The following is a 17043-nucleotide window of genomic DNA, read 5'->3' on the forward strand; positions in this document are numbered from 1 at the left end:
TTGTCAGTCATGAACAACGCTGGTAAGCGCCGCCACCTTCCCCGGCGGCACGCGCCGGTCGGGCCGCTTTAGCTCAGTTGGTAGAGCATCGCATTCGTAATGCGGGGGTCACAGGTTCGAGTCCTGTAAGCGGCACCATTACTTTCAAAGACTTATCGGCGTAAGACGGCAGGGTCGCGGACAACGCCCCACCATATTCACACCAGCAGCGCGATAAAATCGGCTCAGGATTGCTCTGCATAGCGCCGTTGCAATGGGAGCGATCACCATTTCGGATGCCGCATATGCCTCGGGCACCTCGAATATCAGAAGTGCGTCGGGTCCGGCGCCCAGTTTATGGTGTAGCTCGGCATAAGCGCCGATCAGCTTAAGTCATGCGAAATGCCCTGCGGCTTTATGAAGCGATGATCGAAGAGGTTGAGGCGGGGAACGCGATTTTCGTCACGCGTGATGGTGTGATTGCACCGCTGCCGGTCTTGGCCGGCTAGCCGGGGAGCCGATGCGATGGGAGAGCCCCTCACAGAGGGCAATGTCCTCAATCTCACCGGGGCCGAGCTGGACCAGTTGTCTACCGAATCATGCCCGAGCCCTTCGTCGTCGGCCTCTTCGCCGACCGCACCAACCTGCTCAGCCAAGTCCGAAAATATCCAGCTCAATCTGGGCAGGAAGCTCAACGGCGAGCGGTTCGACTATGGCAAAGGTTCGCTTGCGGGCTTGTATACCGCATATGTGTTAGGGTGGACCTCGCATGCCGCGATCATCACCAACGCGCATTCGTTGCTCGCGACATGAATACCAAAGCGGTGAATCTCCCCGGGACATGCCGGATTGGGCAATGATACCGTGTCACATCCATCTCTCCTCCGTATGGCCATCTCTCCTCCGTATGGATTGCCACAGGTTTGGAAATGCAACAGGCACATCCTCTCCAATGTCATACAGGCCCAACGGCTGCCATGACGGTGCAGCCGTATCCCACTCGGTCAATTCGCGTTCAAAATCAATGATTTCCCGATCAATTCTGGCCAATTCAGCCGGACCGTCACGCCGCGTTTCCATCGAACTTATCGCCCGAGAATTGGACCCCGCCCGGCTTCCCCGAATTGTCACACGGCGCGGTTACCGGCCGCCGCGTGGCACGAACAAATTCTGTGGTGGATGACGATGCCCGCGACTGGATTGCGATCCGGCGCGCCGTGGTGCGCTATGCCCAGCATCGCGCCGGGCGCGCCGACATTGCGGAGGATATTGCCCAGGAAGTGCTCACGCGGCTGATGCAGGTCGCCGAGACCGAGCAGATCGGCAGCATCATGGCGCTCGCCTTCCGCATCGCCGACAATCTGCTCGTCGATACCTATCGCCGCGAACGCCGCTTCGATAGCGACCTCGATACCGAGTGGCAAAGCGATGCGCCATCGCCCGATCGCGTCCTCGATTCGCGCTCGGCAGTGATGGTGTTCCAACGCTGTTTACGATCGATGCCGCCGCTGCGCCGTGAGGTGCTGGTGCGCCGCCGCTTGCATCAACAGGCGTGCCGCGACATTGCCGAGGCGCTGTCCTTGACGCCCGAGGCGGTTGAAAAGCATATCACCCGTGGCCTTGCCGATCTGCGCCGGGCGATGGCCCGTGCCGGGGTCGCGATCGAGGATATGGCGTGATGGCCGCGGATTTGCGCGCAATCGACGAAGCGGCGGCGCAATGGGTTCAGCGTATGGCGCTGCCGGTGCAGGACAGCGCAACCGCGGCCGCGTTCGACCGCTGGATCCTCGACGATCCGCGCCATGTCGACAGCTATGCGCGCATGGTCCAGCTCTGGCAGTCGGACGGGTTGCGCCAGGCGTTGGCGGCAAATGATGTGCCCGACTCAGCCGCCACCGCTCTTGGACCGCGGGGTGCCCCGCACCGGCTATGGCGGAGCGCGGCGCTGCTGGTCCCGGCGATGGCGGCGGCGATGCTGCTGTTGATCGTCGCGCCGCCGCTGCTCCGCGATCCGGTGCGTCATGGCGCGCCGCCGGGGGCGATGCGGGTGGTGGCGCTCGCCGACGGATCGCGGGTGAACCTTGCCCCCGGTGCGCGGATCGCGGTGCGGATGACCCCTTGGTCGCGTGATGTGACCTTGGAGCGCGGCCAGGCCTTTTTTGACGTTGCGCATGAACGGATGCGCGGCTTTGCGGTCGACGGCGGGCAGGCGCGGGTCCGCGTGCTCGGCACCGCGTTCGACATCGATCGGATGGAGGGCGAGGCGGTGGTTCGTGTCTATCGCGGCAGCGTGAGCGTCGCAGCGGGGGCAGGGCGGCAGTGGCGGCTCTCCGCCGGATCGGGGATTGCGCTGCGCGGCGGCAATGCGACGACGATCGACGGAATCACCGGATCGCGCCCTGATTGGGCCGATGGCTGGTTCGACGCGAACAATACGCCGATTCGTCAGTTGATCGCCCATCTCAACCGCGGCGCGGCGACGCCGATCCGGCTGGCCGACCCGATGCTGGGCGAGTTGCAGGTGACGGGCCGGTTCCGCCTGTCCGACCCGGAGGATGCGCTGGCGGCGGTGGCGGCGATCCACGACCTTAACCTGCGCCGCGACGCGCGCGGCCTGGTGCTGTCACGATAGAGGTGGGATTGTAACGCGGCCGCAATGGCAAAGTCATCTTGTTGTAATGCAATAATTTTGTCGGGTTTTCGCCGCCTCGTCGTCTTTCGGGCATCTCGGTTCCAATACCAAAGGGGGGTCCATGTTTTCGAAATTCCGGAACGGCGCCGGCTTGTCGGCGCTGGCGATGGCGTGCGCGGTCACGACGGGCATTGCCCAGCCAGTCCAGGCCCAAATGGTCGAGCGCAGCTTCAGCTTTGCGATTCCCGCACAAGATCTGGCAAGCGCAGTGCGCGCCTTTTCGCGCACCACCGCGATCCAGATCGCAGCCTCGCCCGAGGCGCTGCGCGGGCGCCGCAGCCGACCGGTTCAAGGGTTGCTGTCGGCGGAACAGGCGCTGAAGCGGATGCTGGCCGATACCAGGCTTGAAGCGGTGCGCCAGGGCAATGGCTTTGTCCTGCGTCCGGGCCGGGCATCGGCCCAGACCGTCACGCCGACCGCCGCCGTGACTGCTGCCGCCCGCCCCGCCGCTCCGGTCAGCGAGCCAGAGCCCGAAGAAATCGTCATCACCGGCTATATCGAAGCGGTGCAGCGCTCGCTCGACAAGAAGCGCAAGACCGATGTCGTGTCCGACACCGTCAGCGCCGATGACATGGGCAAGCTGCCCGCCAACAATGTCGCCGAATCGCTTTCCCGGATGCCCGGCGTCAATGCGGTGCGCGATGCCACCACCGGGGAGGGCGACCGCGTCACCGTGCGCGGCCTTTCGACCGAGCTTAACAACTATTCGATCAACGGCGTTCGGCTGGGCGGCGCCGGATCGCGCGATGACGTTTTTTATCGCGGCGTGCGCTTGAGCGTGCTGCCGCCCGACGGGATCAAGGAGATCACCGTCTTCAAATCATTGACCCCCGATCGCGATGGTGATGCGCTGGGCGGGTCGATCGATATCTCGACCCCGACCGCGTTCGATCAGGCGCCGACCTATTTCCGCCTCTCCGCCGAAGGATCGCTGCTCGACAAATTCGATCATCCGCTGTCGGGCCAGGTGTCGGGCGCGGCATCGCGCCAGTTCAGCGACAATTTTGGCGTATACGTCGCCGCAAGCTGGAGCCGGCGCAAGTCGCAGTTCGAACAGAATGGCGTCGATGGCGATAACCAGCCCGACCGCTGGTATTCCGACAGCGAAACGCTGGGCTGGGATCCCAATCGCTTCGTAATGCGCGGCATGGATCTGGGCGTGGGTGAAACCGATGTCCGCCGCTGGGGCGTCAATGGCAGCGCCGATCTGCGCTCCGACAATCACGACCTGCATTTGCGCGGGCAGTATAACCAGTATCGCAAGAAGCAGTTTCTCAACCGCCTGAACTTCCGCAACGACGTCAGCCGCAACTCGACCCGGCTGGTTCAGGTCAACCCCGATGATGGGTCGCTGCTCCAGCCCGACGACAATATCGTCGGCTATGACGCCACGCTCGGGCGCGTCTATGGCTATACCACCGCGCAGATCGTCGATCGCGACCGCGACGGTCGCATCACCGATGCCGACCGCTCCTCGCGTTCTTTCTACAGCCTGTTCGGCAGCTCGGGCACCTGGGATCCACAGGGATTCCGCTTGCGCCGCTTCTGGGAGGCGAAGAACGAGACCGGCAGCCTTGCCTCGGCCAATGTCGGCGGTGAATCGCGCTTCGGCACCGTCCGGATCGACTATGACGTCTCCTATTCGCAGTCGGAGGACAATCTCGACGACGGCTATGAGATGGAGTTCCGCAGCGACAAATATGGCTGGCTGGGCAATCGCGGCGTACTTTTTAGCAGCGCAGAGGATGTCCGCTTCCCCAAATGGCTGCTCAACGACGCGGGCATGGCGGCAATCCACGACCCCGCCGAATATGGGTTCAGCGGGCTTGAAGGCGAAGTCGGCGGCAGCAGCGAAAAGCTGTGGCAGGTGCAGGCGAACGTCGAATGGCGCCCCGAAGCGGGTCTGCTCGAATCGGTGAAGGCTGGCGGGAAGTTCTACAATTCGCGCCGCCGTACCTATGAAGGATCGTTCCTCGATCTCAACGCCAACGGCACGCTCGCCAGCTTCGCGGCTTTTTACGGGCCGGAAGTGAACAGCATGTTCGGCGGCGCCTATTCGGGGCTGTACCGGCTCGGCACCACCATCGACAATGAAGCGATGCTGGCCGAACTGCAGCGCGCCGAGCGCGGCGAAAGTTCGGTGTTCGACGGCTTTGCGGTCGATCCCGCCAACGCCACCCTGTCGGACGAGGATAGCTTCCGCTTCGAAGAGCGGGTGATCTCGGGCTATGCGATGGCGACCGCGCGAATGGGCGATGTTCGCGTCATCGGCGGCGTGCGGATGGAGGCGACGCGCAACACGATCGAGGCGTGGAACGTCGATCCGGTGCGCGGCACCCGCTTTGCCAATGACCGGTCGAGCTTCGTCAACTGGCTGCCTTCCGTCCATGTCATCTATGACCTCGACCGCAAGACAAAGCTGCGCGGCGCATTGTGGACCAGCTTTGCCCGACCCGACATCGCGCGGATGAGTTCGGCACGGAACTACACCTATGATCAGGATCCCGATGGCGATGGCGTGGTCAACCCGCTCAACCAATGGGTGCTGATCGGCATCGAACAGGGCAATCCCGACCTCAAGCCGCTGCGCTCGACCAATTTCGATATTTCATTCGAACATTATGCCGGTCGCGGCGGCGCCTATTCGGCGGGGCTGTTCTACAAGAAGATCGAGAACTTCCTGTTCCGCTCCTCCTCCAGCAACGTCCGCGACGGGACCACGGGCGAGAATATCGATCCCACCGGCGTGCTGGTGTCGATGCCCAACAACGGCAAGTCGGCCGAGGTCTATGGCATCGAACTCAACGCACAGCAGTTGCTCCACTGGCTGCCCGGGGTGTTCGGGTCGCTGGGCATCGGCGGCAATCTGACGCTGCAGCGGTCGAAGGCGGTGACGGGCCTTTCCTGGCACCCGGAGGGCTACAAGCTGCCGTTGATGGAAACCCCCGAAACCATCGCCAATGTCCAGCTCTTCTGGGAACGCAAGGGCTGGGAAATCTATGGCGCCTGGAATTACCAGTCCAAGATCCTGTCGGGCATCCAGGATTTCGGCAACGACCCCTATCAGCAGGGCTATCAGTTCATCGATCTGACGCTGCGCCGGACCTTCCTCAAGAAATCCTCGGTCCAGCTTCAGGTCCGCAACCTGCTCGACGGGCACACTTATTGGCAGACGGTGTCGTCGAGCCAGGGGGCAAGCCGCGCCTATATCAAAAATGGCCGGACGATCTCGCTCGGCGTCAACCTGATCCTGTGATGGAGCATTCGATGCGATCGATCCTTGCCCTGGCACTCTGTTCGCTTGCGCTGCCGACCCTGTCGGCAGCGCAAGAGGCGCCCCCGGTGCGGGCCCCGGCCAGCGTCGCGCCCGAACGCATCATCCTCAACCTCACCGCGCGCCCGGCCAGCGAAATGGCGGTCACCTGGCGCAGCGCCCCGGGATCGGCAGGGATGGTCGAGTTCGCCCGCGCCACCGCCGGGCCGGATTTCGTCAAGGCGCCGCAACAGATCGCGGCGATCACTGACGACGCGACGCTCGACGTGCAGGAACAGGCCGGGTTCCGCGCCGCCTATCATTCGGCGGTGATGACCGGGCTGGAGCCGGACAGCGTCTATGCCTATCGCGTCGGCGACGGGACGCACTGGTCCGAATGGTTCCAGTTCCGCACCGCCGCTGCGACGCCGCGCCCGTTCCGCTTCATCTATATGGGCGACATGCAAAATGCGATCCTGTCGGAAGCCTCGCGCACCTTGCGGATGGCGTTCCGCCAGGCGGGCGACGCAGCGTTCGTCATCCATGCCGGCGATCTGGTCAACCGCCATGCCGCCGATCGCGAATGGGGCGAGTGGTTCGCGGCGGGTGGGTTCCTCTATGCCCAGACCCCGCAAATGCCGACGCCGGGCAATCATGAATATGTGAAAGACCCCGCCGCGCGCGCCGGTTCGTCGCTGACGGGTCAGTGGCGGCGCCAGTTCACCCTGCCCGACAATGGCCCGGCAGCGGTGCCGGAGGGGGCGGAAACCAACTGGTACACCGATTATCAGGGGCTGCGGCTGATCTCGGTCGACGCGCCGCAGCTCGACCGCAACGAAGCCGGGCGCGCGGCGACGATCGCGTGGCTTGACGGGCTGCTCAAGCGCAATCCCAATCGCTGGACGGTGATCTTCCTCCACTTCCCGCTCTTCTCCAGCGATCCCGATCGCGACAATCCCAAGGTGCGCGCGGCGCTCAAGCCGCTGATCGACAAGTATAAGGTTGATCTGGTGCTCCAGGGGCATGACCATGGCTATGCGCGCGGCGCGGTCGGGCCGAACGGGCCGGCGGCGGACGATCATGGCTCCACCTATGTCGTCGCGGTCGCCGGGCCGAAAATGTATGACGTCGGCAAGCTCGATTGGGCGCGCAAGACCGCGTCGCGCACGCAAAGCTACCAGGTGATCGACGTCACCCCGACCCAGCTCAGCTATCGCGCCTATACCGCGACCGGCGAGCCGCTCGACAGCGTCACGCTGCATAAACGCTGAGCCGAAGCGGCGTGGCCAGCACGCTTCGCGATGATCGCGTGGGCTGCGCAAAGAGGGGCGATCTGACCTTCTTCGCCATTTCGCGAAACCGCGAGGCTAGACCGGTGCCAAACCCCCGCTAGGATCGGAGTGATGGGGGACGAATCGCAATCCGCACCGGGGCTCGAGCCACTCGCCTATCATTGCCAGATCGTTGAGCATTTGCGCGGGAACGAACCCGAAATCTGGGCATGGGCTAGTTCATTGCAAGCGCGGGCGGAGCAGGTGCAGGAAATGCGCACCTACCTGTTGCGCGAAACCTATCGGATCGATGCGGCGGCGCATCCTGAAGTGCATGAGGATATCGCCGCTGTGCTCGCCAAGCTGGAGATCGACGCTCCGTTCACGCTGTATCAGGCGGCGGACGGAGCGATGAACGCGGCACTGTGCTTCGTGCCCGGCGAGATCCATCTGCTGTTCCACGGACCGGTGCTCGAAAAGCTCTCGCGCGAAGAACGGGTTGCGCTGCTTGGTCATGAACTGGCGCATTATCGGCTCTGGTCGATCGAAGGCGGTGCCTATTACACGGCAACTACCATCCTCGACCACGCGCTTGCCTATCCCGGCGCTTCGCCCAGTCATATCGAGACCGCCCGGCTCTATCGGTTGCATACCGAGCTTTATGCCGATCGCGGCGGTGCGGTTGCAGCCAATGCGTCAGGCCCGGCGATTGCCACGCTGGTCAAGACCATGACCGGCCTCACAACGGTGGATCCGGAGGCCTATCTCCGACAGGCCGGCGAGGCCGGGCGCGATGCGAGGGCGTCGCAGGGGGAGACGCATCCCGAGATTTTCCTGCGTGCACAGGCGCTCGACAAATGGTGGCGCAACGATCCCGACACTGAGACATGGATCGACCGGCGTATTCGGGGGCCACTGTCGCTGGCTGCGCTCGATCTGCCACGCCAGTACGAAGCCACCGCGATTACCCGCGGTTTCCTGACCCGGCTGGCGACGCATCCCGCCGCCGATGACGCGGCGACGACCCTGCTTCGCCGCTATTTCCCGGACTGGGAGCCGGGCGAGGAAGCGGTGAGCGATACGTTGATTTCGGCCGACCGCCTCGACGGCTCGTTCCGCGACTTTCTCGTTTCGCTAAGCCTGGATGTCGCGATGGCCGATCCCGACCCGGAAGGCCGCAACACCATGCTGACGGTCGGCGCGGAGATCGCGAGCCTGTATGACGGAGTCGATGCGTTCAAGGCGGCGCTCAAGCGTGACCTCAAATTGACCAGGCCCGCGATTGATCGCATCTTTGCGAAGCTGAAGAAGGCGAAGGCATGAGCGAGGGGATCGTGCTCACGCTGAGTCAGCGCGTGGCTGAGGGCGGCGCTCTGCCGACAGAGGATCTGCTGCACGCGATGTTGCCGCTGATGCGAGCGGTCGCGGCGCTGCATGCCATCGAACAGGTTGCGGATCTCGGCGGCGAAGCCGTGATCGATCCCGGCGATGGGATACTCGCACTGGCACGTCCAGATGGCCGCGCTCCCCGATACAATGCAGTCCGACTGCGCGACGTGCAGCCCCATGCCGGATCGGCGCTGCGCGTCGTCGGGGAATATCGCGTGGCGACCGATGTCGAGAGCGGCAGCAAGGTCGAGGACCTGCGCGCGCGCAGCGATGACGCGGAGGCTGATTTCAAACCGGCCTATCTCACCGGCTATCGCGCCTGGGAGCAGGCGATTGGCCATCATGACGAACTGGCCGACATTTTCGTCATCGGTCTTATCCTTGCCAGTCTCGCCTGCGGTCTCGATCTGAACGACGAGGAGGATGTTGCGAAATTCTCCGGCGCGCAGGCCAATCTGTTCCGGCTTAACGGCGCGCTCCATCCGGTGATCGCCGCGCTGATTACGGAGATGACCGCGCTCAACCGCCATGAGCGCGCCACCGATCTCGATGCGCTGACACAGCGGCTGGAAGGCTATCGTGACCAGCCTGCGGGCCTTGATGTGGAACGCGCGCTGGCCGGCGCGACGGGGGTGAAGGGGCGCCGCGCTGCGGTACTCACCCATTTGCGCGATCGCCTGTTCGACCTGTCGCGACGCAATCGGCTGATCCATTTTCGGCCGACGCAAGCGAGCGTGAACCTCACCGTAGCCAGCGTGCCCGTCGTGATGCGCCTTGAGTCGATCCGTGCCGACCAATTGTGCACCTGGGACAGCAAGTTTGCGAAGGATGTGCTCGGTGGCGGCCAGATCGCGCTGGCCAAATGGCTGAGATTCGAGGACCAGCCCTATCTCCCCTCGGCGTTCGACCGGATCATTCAGGAGACGCGGCGCGACCGGGCCGAATATGGCTTCAGCCATCTCCGGCTCGTCGTCGCATTTCTCCACTGGCACAACCTCAAGGACGCGCCGAACGAGCGCGTTCAATCGCCCCTGCTGTGGCTGCCGGTCGAGGTGGCCAAGAAGAAGGGCGTGCGTGACCAGTATCTGCTGCGCTGCCCCGGCACCGAGGCCGAATTCAATCCAGCGCTTCGCCACTATCTGCGCCAGCTCTACGACATCCAGCTGCCCGAGCGGGTCGATCTCGCCCAGACGTCGATCGAGCAGGTCCATGCCGACATTGCCGCGCAGATCCACCGCAGCGAGCCTGGGGTGACGCTGTCGGTCACCGACAAGCCGCAGATCGAGCTGATCCATCAAAAGGCCGTCCAGCGGCTCAAGCTGTTTCAGCGCCGCAAGCAGCGTACAGCGCGCGCAAGCGGCGTATCGCGGCCAGACTTCAGCTACGAACGGGACGATTATCGCCCGCTCGGCCTGGCGCTGTTCGAGAAATATGTACGGCCTACTCCACTGCCTCAGCGGCTTGCGGTCGGTGGCAGAATGCCTGCCCGGCCGGATCGGATGGTTGCCAGCGGCGAAGCGGAGGCGCTGACCTATGCGCTCGCGGGCGGCGACGGGCATCGCTACAAATGGGAGATCGACCTTACCCAGGTGACGCTGGCGAACTTCAACTACAAGAAGATGTCGCTGGTGCGCGACTATAACCAGTTGATCGACGACGACGTGCCGCCGCCTGCGTTCGACCGGATTTTCTCGATAGAACCGCGCGAACTGGAGGCCGAAGCGCCGCCCGCTTTGCCGCTCGCCGAGCTGTATTCGGTGGTTCCCGCCGATGCGACACAGGATGCCGCGGTCGCAATGGCGCGATCGGGCCGCAGCTTCATCATTCAAGGCCCGCCCGGCACCGGTAAGTCGCAGACGATTACAAATCTGATCGCCGACTTTGCCGCACGCGGGAAGCGGGTGTTGTTCGTCTGCGAAAAGCGCGCCGCACTGGACGTGGTGTACAACCGGCTCAAATCGGTGAGCCTCGACCGGCTTTCCTGCCTGATCCACGATTCGCAGGAGGACAAGAAGTCGTTCGTGATGGATTTGAAGGACAGCTACGAGCGCTGGACCAAGCAGGACGATGGTCTCGACGCGTTGCAGGCATCGCGCGCCCGGACGCTCGACGCGCTGTCACGGCATCTCGATCGACTCGCGGCGTTCGAAGCGGCAGCCAGTCGCGTGCCCGAGGAAACTGGCGCCAGTATCCGAACTATGGTTCGCCGCCGCGCCGCTCTTCCCGAGACTGAGGCGCTCGGACCCGCCGACCGTGAACGACTACCGCTTCTCGCCGAATGGGATCGCCATCGCGGATTGGCCGAGCGCATCCACCGCGCAATGCGGGAGAACTTCGGTCTCGCCAGCCTCGCCGAACACCCGTTTGCGCGCATCTCGCCCCAGATGGTAGCGAGCGACCGCGCCTATGCCGAAGCCCAAGCGGCGATCGCGGAAGGTGAGCGCCTGATCGATGCGCTCGACGCCGCGCTGGAGGACGATGCGCTTCTGCTTTCCCCCGATACGCGGCTGTCCGATGCACTGGTGTTGGTCCGCGCGGCGCGGCAGGCCATCGAGACGAACCTCGCGGGTAACCTGACGCTGCTCGATCCGGCGTCGCCCCTGTCAGCAGAGTTCGCGGCTGGACGCGCCACGCTGGATCGCGCGCATGGCGAGGCTGTGGCCGCGGCCGAGGCTGCTGCCAACTGGCGCGACCCGTTGACCCCCGAGGATACCGCCGCAGCGCTTGATCAGGCGCGGCAGCAGGAGCCGTCCTTCTTCAAGTTCCTGAGCGGCACCTGGCGACGTCTCAATCGCACCGTTCGCGCGCGGTACGATTTTTCGGCGCATGCGGTCGAACCTAGCGTCACTTCGGTGCTCGAACGATTGGCCGCGCGTCACGCAACTGCCGCTGCCGAGGCCGAAGCGCGCGGTTCTTTCGCGAGCCGCTTCGCAACGACCGATGCCGATGCGCTGTCCGTCGCGCGCGATGCCTGGGCAACCGCGACAGCGCCGATGCTGCGCACGCTGATCGCTCATGCCCGCGCGGCCAGCGACCCCGCTGGCCTGATAGCGCGTGAAGCTGCATCTGCGGTTCATATCGAAGGCCTTGCTGCGCTGTGCGAGCGCTTCCTTGCAGACGCGGGGGACATGACGATCGGCGCGCTATCCGAAGCGATGCGCGACATGCGCGAGGGGCTGGAGGAATTGCCCGACCTGCTCCCGCTGCTTGCCGCCGCCGATGCCGCGGGGCCGCGCATGGCGTTTGCAATGCGGGCATTGCGGCTCGCCCCGCCGATGATCGAGGCGCATGTGATCGAAGAGGCGTTTGCGCGCGCCCTGCGCGATGAGCCTGCCCTTCAGCGCTTCGATGCGGCTGAACTAGGGTCCAGCGCCCGCCGCGCCGCGAAGGCGCGCGCGCTGCTTCAGGCCGAGAATTCGGCGACCATCCTCGCGACCAATCATCGGCGCTTCCGCGATCATGTGAAGCGCTCGATGCTGTCGGTGACCCAGCTCGATGGAGCCGGCCGCGAGTTCAAGCGCATCTATTCGACCGGACGGCGCGAGCTTGAGCACGAGTTCGGCAAGTCGATGCGTTACCGCTCGATCCGCGACCTGTCGGACGACGAGACCGGACCGGTGGTGATCGACCTGAAACCGATCTGGCTGATGAGCCCGCTATCGGTGTCCGACACGCTGCCCCTGCATCCCGAACTGTTCGACGTCGTGATCTTCGACGAAGCCAGCCAGATCCCGACCGAAGAGGCCGTGCCAGCCTTGTCGCGCGCGCCGCAGGTGATCGTGGTCGGCGACGAGATGCAGTTGCCGCCTACCAGCTTCTTCGCTGCCGCGCGCGATGAGGATGAGATGCAGGTCACCGCCGAAGAGGATGGCCAGGCCGTCGCGATCATTCTCGATGCGGACAGTCTGCTCAACCAGTCCGCGCGCAGCCTTCCCGCGACACTGCTCGCCTGGCATTATCGCAGCCGGTCGGAGGCATTGATCAGCTTCTCAAACGCCGCCTTCTACGATGGCCGCCTGATCACCATTCCCGACCGCGTCATCGCCGACCCGTCCGCCGCACCCGAGCCGCTGCGTTCGGACGATCCCGCATCTGCGCCCGTCGCGGTCAGCCGGATGCTCGCCAGCGCGGTCAGTTTCCACCCGGTCGCGGATGGACTGTACGAAAAGCGGGTCAATGAGCCCGAGGCACGGCTGATCGCAGCCATGGTCCGCGACCTGTTGTTCCGCGAAACCGGTCTCAGCATCGGGATCGTCGCCTTTTCGGAAGCGCAGCAGGCCGAGATCGAGGACGAACTCGAAACGCTGGCGGGCGAGGACAAGGCGTTCGCGGCGCGGCTTGAAGCGGAGTATGCCCGTGAGGACGATGGCCAGATCAATGGCCTTTTCGTCAAGAATCTGGAAAATGTTCAGGGTGACGAGCGCGACGTGATCCTGCTCAGCATCTGCTACGCGCCGGATGCCAATGGACGCATGGCGATGAACTTCGGCCCGATTAATCAGCGTGGCGGTGAAAAGCGCCTGAACGTTATCTTCAGCCGTGCGCGCCACCACATGGCCGTGGTCTCGACGATCCGCTCGGAGGCGATCACCAACACCCATAATGACGGTGCACGGGCGCTGCGTACCTTTCTCGCCTTTGCCGAGGCCCAGTCGCGCGGCGATGCGAGCCATGGTCAGGCCGTGCTCGCAACACTCAATCCTGAGGCGCAACGCGTATTTGCACGCAGCGCGCCCGCCGACGCGTTGCGGGATGCGCTGGCAGAGGCGCTGACGGCCCGCGGCTATGATGTCCACGTCCATGTCGGCAGCGCCAGCTTCCGCTGCGATCTGGCCATATGTGAGGAAGGCGGAGGCCGCTACCAGCTTGGCATCCTGATTGACGGCCACGGCCCCGGATCGGTTGAAGACCGTTACGTCTTTCAACCCGCGATCCTGCGTGCGTTCGGCTGGAAGGTGATCGACGTGCCTTCGCATAGCTGGCTGCGCGACCCTGGCGCAGTCGTCGCCCAGATCGAGGCGGCGCTGCGTCGCGAGGGTGAAAATGATGACGACGACGATCCATTCGACGGATCCACAATGCCGCAGCCGAGCGCCACTTCGCCGAAGCGTGAAACGGACGAAGCCGCGCCGACCGAACAACCCGATTTGCAATCCACCGCGCCGACGTTCAGCGAATTCCGCTTCCAGCAGGGAAGTTCCGACAAATTCTGGAAGATCGCCGTTTCCGGCTGCGAGATGACCGTGATTTTCGGTCGCGTCGCGACCAAGGGTAGCACGGTCGTCAAGGTTTTCGATACGCCCGAACGTGCAAAACGGGAGGCGACCAAATTGATCGCAGAAAAGGTTCGTAAGGGATATCTGGAAGTCTAGCGCCGCACTAATCGCACGTCCGGACTCTCCTGCAACGGGCACTCGCGCCCTATCTGTGACCACGACATCGGGATACGGCGGCGTGTGACCGACGCGCCGACAAGTCGGGGGAGTGCCGCCAACTAGGCCACCGATCCAACCCATCCCAATGTCCGAACAGCTTATCGACAATATCCGGCAGATGCTCGAAGCCCACGGCCCTCGGCAGGCGAAAGACGCGGTGACATCGCAAGATCGAGTTCGTAGATGCGGGCATGGTTCAGAGTACACGAATGGCCAGATTGCCCTTGATGCTGCGTTGGCCATCTATTGTGGGATTCGCGCTCGCCGCCATACTGCCATTTCTCTTCGTAAGCATACCGCCGCTCGCGGATGTCCCAGGGCATATGGGCGCTTTCGCGGTTCAGGTGGCGCCGACCGATAGCCCTCTGTTTCGCGATTTCGGATTCGACTGGAAGTTGACGCTCAACATGGCGAGCCAGCTCGCTATCGAGCTTCTCGCCCCGCCCTTGGGTCTTTTTACAGCCACCTGGCTGCTGTCGGCGCTGTCCCCCCTTATCACCGTTGTGGGTTTGCTCGCGGTAAGCCGAAGACTGAATTCGGGAGCGCCGGCGTCCCTGCCGTGGGCACTGATCTTCATTTACAACATTGCCTTCCTGATGGGGTTCCTGAATTTCACACTGGCGACTGGACTGGCCCTTTGTGCATTCGCCGCCTGGATCGGGCTGGACGGCCGCCGGACCGTCCGCGCGTTACTCTTCCTGTTGGTGGTGCCGTCACTGATGATCGCCCATGCGCAGGGGGGCGCCTTTCTGGTCGTCTGGATATCCAGCTGGGAGCTTTGTCGCGCGGAGGGCTGGCGACCCCGCAAATGGGGGGTGAACCTCTTGCGCGATATGGCGATGCGCCTATGGCCGCTTGGCACGGCCATTCTTCCCGTTTTGCTGAGCGCCTCCGCTCCGGGCCCGACGACCTTGCCGGTGTTTCGCAAGTTTCGCATGATTTTCGAGACGGTGCATGACCAGAGCGCTTTTCTGGATATTTCCACCGTAGTCGCTTCCCTGGTGGTGCTGGCGATCGGCCTGTACCGTGGAGCCCGATATTCGCACGGCAGCGCGGGACCGGTTATCGCGACGACCGCGCTGTTTTTCATCTCGCCAGGCCGTTTGTCGGGTACCGACTTTGTCGATCTGAGAATCGCGCCCTATGCGTTTCTCCTGGCGCTTGCGCTTCTGGATTGGCGCACGGTCGACCTGCGGACCAGGCGGTGGGTCATGGTGGCGGGAGCTTTGCTTCTCGCTCTCAGGCTGGGCGTGACGACGATCTCATTCGGCCACTATGAACGTAGCTACAATTCGGAACTGGCGGCGATCGAGAAGATCCGGCCGGGATCCCGCGTGATGAATCTCAGTTTGGTCGATTGTGATATTGTCGGCTGGCGCTCGCCCAGAACCGAGCACCTCGCCAACCTTGTCACGCCGTTGCGCAACGCATGGACCAATGCACATTGGGCGCTGCCCAATGTGCATATGCTGCAAATACGGTTCGCGCCCGGCGACTATGCTCGCGATCCTTCACACCTCGTGCGGCCCGATCGTTGCGTCGATTATACTGTACCGTTCCAAAAGCGCGGCAGGCACGGTCTGGTCGAGACAATGCCTCATCTGCCGCTGCAGGAGGTGGATTATCTGTGGCTGGTGGGCGTGCAGCTTCCCGACGGCGTTCGCGATGAGCGGCTGAATCGAATTTGGCAGAATGGCAAGAGCGAGCTCTATGAAGTGCGTCGGCAGACGGCTTCGAAATAGGCGCGCATCCTCTCGCGAAGATGAATCGAACACGATGGCGCCCAGCGCCCGATGCCGTGGATAAACAAGGCGACACGATCGGGATCGGCGCCGTCGTGAGTCGCGAATGCGATCGACTGTCCATCTTCGACCAGGAAGGATATGGGTCCACGTACATCGAAAATGCAGCATTTGCGGGCGCGCGGGGCTGTGAGAGTCCTGACCTGCCGCTCGCGTCAGTCGATGACCTGCATCAGCCGCGTCCAGAATTGCTGGTCGAAATCCTTCAGAGCCGATGCCGCGCCGCTGCGCACCACGATCAGTTTTCGGCTCGGCACGATATAGAGCCGTCGCTCGAACGCGCCGAAGGCGCCGATCATGTCGGCTGGCGCGGCGGGGACGAGCGGCCCTTCGACCCGTCCGGCCAGTGCGCGTATCGTGAAGGCGCTGCCATTGAGCCACCAGAACTGGCCATATGCCGGGTTGGGCGCGGATGGCGCGAACATGGCCATCAGACTGGCTTCGGACACGATGCGCGCGCCGTTACGCGCCACCCCGCGATCGAGGATCAGTGCGCCGAACAGCGCGGTGTCGCGCGGGGTGGTGACCAGCCCGGTGGCGTTGCCGATGCCGGAAAGCGCGGGCGGGCGCTGGCGCCAGCCTGTGTCTCTCATCCCTGCAGGCCCCGTCAGCCAGTCGCGCGTAATCGTTTCGAGAGGCTGCTTCGCCGCGGCGGCCACCACCTGCTTCGTGACGGCATAGACGGGCGTGTTGTAGTGAAAGCGTGTGCCGGGCGGCGCCTGATAGGCGAATGTGTCGTCGAGCCCGCTACTCATCGTCAGCAGATGCGCGACCGTGATCTGCGCTTCCTGTTCCGATGTCGCCCTGGACCAGCCCGCGCCGATATAGGTGGAGACCGGCTGGTCGAGATCGATCAGCCCCTTGTCGCGCGCGATCGCGACCAGCACCGCGACGAAGCTCTTCTGCTGCGAGGCGACATCCTCCAGCAATACGCCATCGGCAGTGCGACCGTGGACGAAGGCGCGGAAGAGCGGCGTTTGGGGCGGGGGCCAGTATGTCTCGACCAGGACCTTTCCGTCCTGGACGATCAGAACTCCGCTACTGTTCTGGCTGCGCAGGAAATCGAGCAGTCGGTCGGTCGCGTCGCCATCCGCCGCGACCGGTTCGGCGATCGCGGGTGCGGCGGTCGGCGCCATCGCGCATAGCGTCAGCGTGGCAAGCATCATGAGCCCGCGCAGTCGGACAGGCATATCCATCTCCTGTTGCCGTGCCCGGTCGGCGC

At 63.9% G+C, this 17043-nt stretch carries 9 protein-coding genes and 1 tRNA gene; 9 read left to right on the forward strand and 1 reads right to left on the reverse strand.

Annotated features, from left to right (window positions below; genetic code table 11):
* Positions 1-62 precede the first annotated feature (62 nt).
* The 9 genes from FPZ54_RS16850 to FPZ54_RS16890 all read left to right on the forward strand — a co-directional run bounded on the left by FPZ54_RS16850 (position 63) and on the right by FPZ54_RS16890 (position 15761).
* Positions 63-138, forward strand: a tRNA-Thr gene (locus FPZ54_RS16850).
* 366 nt (positions 139-504) lie between these two features.
* Positions 505-792 (forward strand): hypothetical protein, encoded by a 288-nt coding sequence (locus FPZ54_RS16855; protein WP_145848981.1) that lies wholly within the window; start codon positions 505-507, stop codon positions 790-792.
* Positions 793-1154: 362 nt separating this feature from the next.
* Positions 1155-1658 carry an RNA polymerase sigma factor gene (locus FPZ54_RS16860; protein WP_186456810.1) on the forward strand — a complete coding sequence of 168 codons (504 nt, stop codon included), beginning with the start codon at positions 1155-1157 and terminating at the stop codon, positions 1656-1658.
* A complete protein-coding gene (locus FPZ54_RS16865) occupies positions 1658-2611 on the forward strand; it encodes a FecR family protein (RefSeq protein WP_145848983.1) in 954 nt (317 codons plus the stop codon). The genes FPZ54_RS16860 and FPZ54_RS16865 overlap by 1 nt, the downstream gene beginning before the upstream one ends.
* Positions 2612-2732: 121 nt before the next feature.
* The gene (locus tag FPZ54_RS16870) at positions 2733-5927 is read left to right on the forward strand and encodes a TonB-dependent receptor (RefSeq protein ID WP_145848984.1); all 3195 of its coding nucleotides are present in this window, start codon (positions 2733-2735) and stop codon (positions 5925-5927) included.
* Between the two features lie 11 nt (positions 5928-5938).
* On the forward strand, positions 5939-7195 hold the full coding sequence (locus FPZ54_RS16875; protein WP_222428325.1) for a purple acid phosphatase family protein: 1257 nt from the start codon (positions 5939-5941) through the stop codon (positions 7193-7195).
* A gap of 132 nt (positions 7196-7327) precedes the next feature.
* Positions 7328-8518, forward strand: coding sequence for a M48 family metalloprotease (locus FPZ54_RS16880; RefSeq protein ID WP_145848986.1), 1191 nt, complete (start codon positions 7328-7330; stop codon positions 8516-8518).
* On the forward strand, positions 8515-13956 hold the full coding sequence (locus FPZ54_RS16885; protein ID WP_145848987.1) for an AAA domain-containing protein: 5442 nt from the start codon (positions 8515-8517) through the stop codon (positions 13954-13956). Before FPZ54_RS16880 ends, FPZ54_RS16885 begins: the two co-directional genes overlap by 4 nt.
* Before the next feature lie 272 nt (positions 13957-14228).
* Entirely contained in the window at positions 14229-15761 is a 1533-nt protein-coding gene (locus FPZ54_RS16890) for a hypothetical protein (protein WP_145848988.1), read from the forward strand.
* Between the two features lie 215 nt (positions 15762-15976).
* Here the strand turns inward: FPZ54_RS16890 and FPZ54_RS16895 are convergent, their stop codons facing one another.
* Positions 15977-17011 carry a serine hydrolase domain-containing protein gene (locus FPZ54_RS16895; RefSeq protein WP_186456811.1) on the reverse strand — a complete coding sequence of 345 codons (1035 nt, stop codon included), beginning with the start codon at positions 17009-17011 and terminating at the stop codon, positions 15977-15979.
* Between the last annotated feature and the right edge of the window lie 32 nt (positions 17012-17043).

The sequence above is a fragment of the Sphingomonas suaedae genome, assembly GCF_007833215.1.
Lineage (GTDB): Bacteria > Pseudomonadota > Alphaproteobacteria > Sphingomonadales > Sphingomonadaceae > Sphingomonas > Sphingomonas suaedae.

What these genes read in the sequence shown, in the direction of transcription:
- FPZ54_RS16890 (WP_145848988.1), top strand. Translation starts at nt 14,229, where the DNA reads ATGGCCAGATTGCCCTTGATGCTGCGTTGGCCATCTATTGTGGGATTC.
- FPZ54_RS16885 (WP_145848987.1), top strand. Translation starts at nt 8,515, where the DNA reads ATGAGCGAGGGGATCGTGCTCACGCTGAGTCAGCGCGTGGCTGAGGGC.
- FPZ54_RS16855 (WP_145848981.1), top strand. Translation starts at nt 505, where the DNA reads ATGGGAGAGCCCCTCACAGAGGGCAATGTCCTCAATCTCACCGGGGCC.
- FPZ54_RS16875 (WP_222428325.1), top strand. Translation starts at nt 5,939, where the DNA reads ATGCGATCGATCCTTGCCCTGGCACTCTGTTCGCTTGCGCTGCCGACC.
- FPZ54_RS16895 (WP_186456811.1), bottom strand. Translation starts at nt 17,011, where the DNA reads ATGCCTGTCCGACTGCGCGGGCTCATGATGCTTGCCACGCTGACGCTA.
- FPZ54_RS16870 (WP_145848984.1), top strand. Translation starts at nt 2,733, where the DNA reads ATGTTTTCGAAATTCCGGAACGGCGCCGGCTTGTCGGCGCTGGCGATG.
- FPZ54_RS16880 (WP_145848986.1), top strand. Translation starts at nt 7,328, where the DNA reads ATGGGGGACGAATCGCAATCCGCACCGGGGCTCGAGCCACTCGCCTAT.
- FPZ54_RS16865 (WP_145848983.1), top strand. Translation starts at nt 1,658, where the DNA reads ATGGCCGCGGATTTGCGCGCAATCGACGAAGCGGCGGCGCAATGGGTT.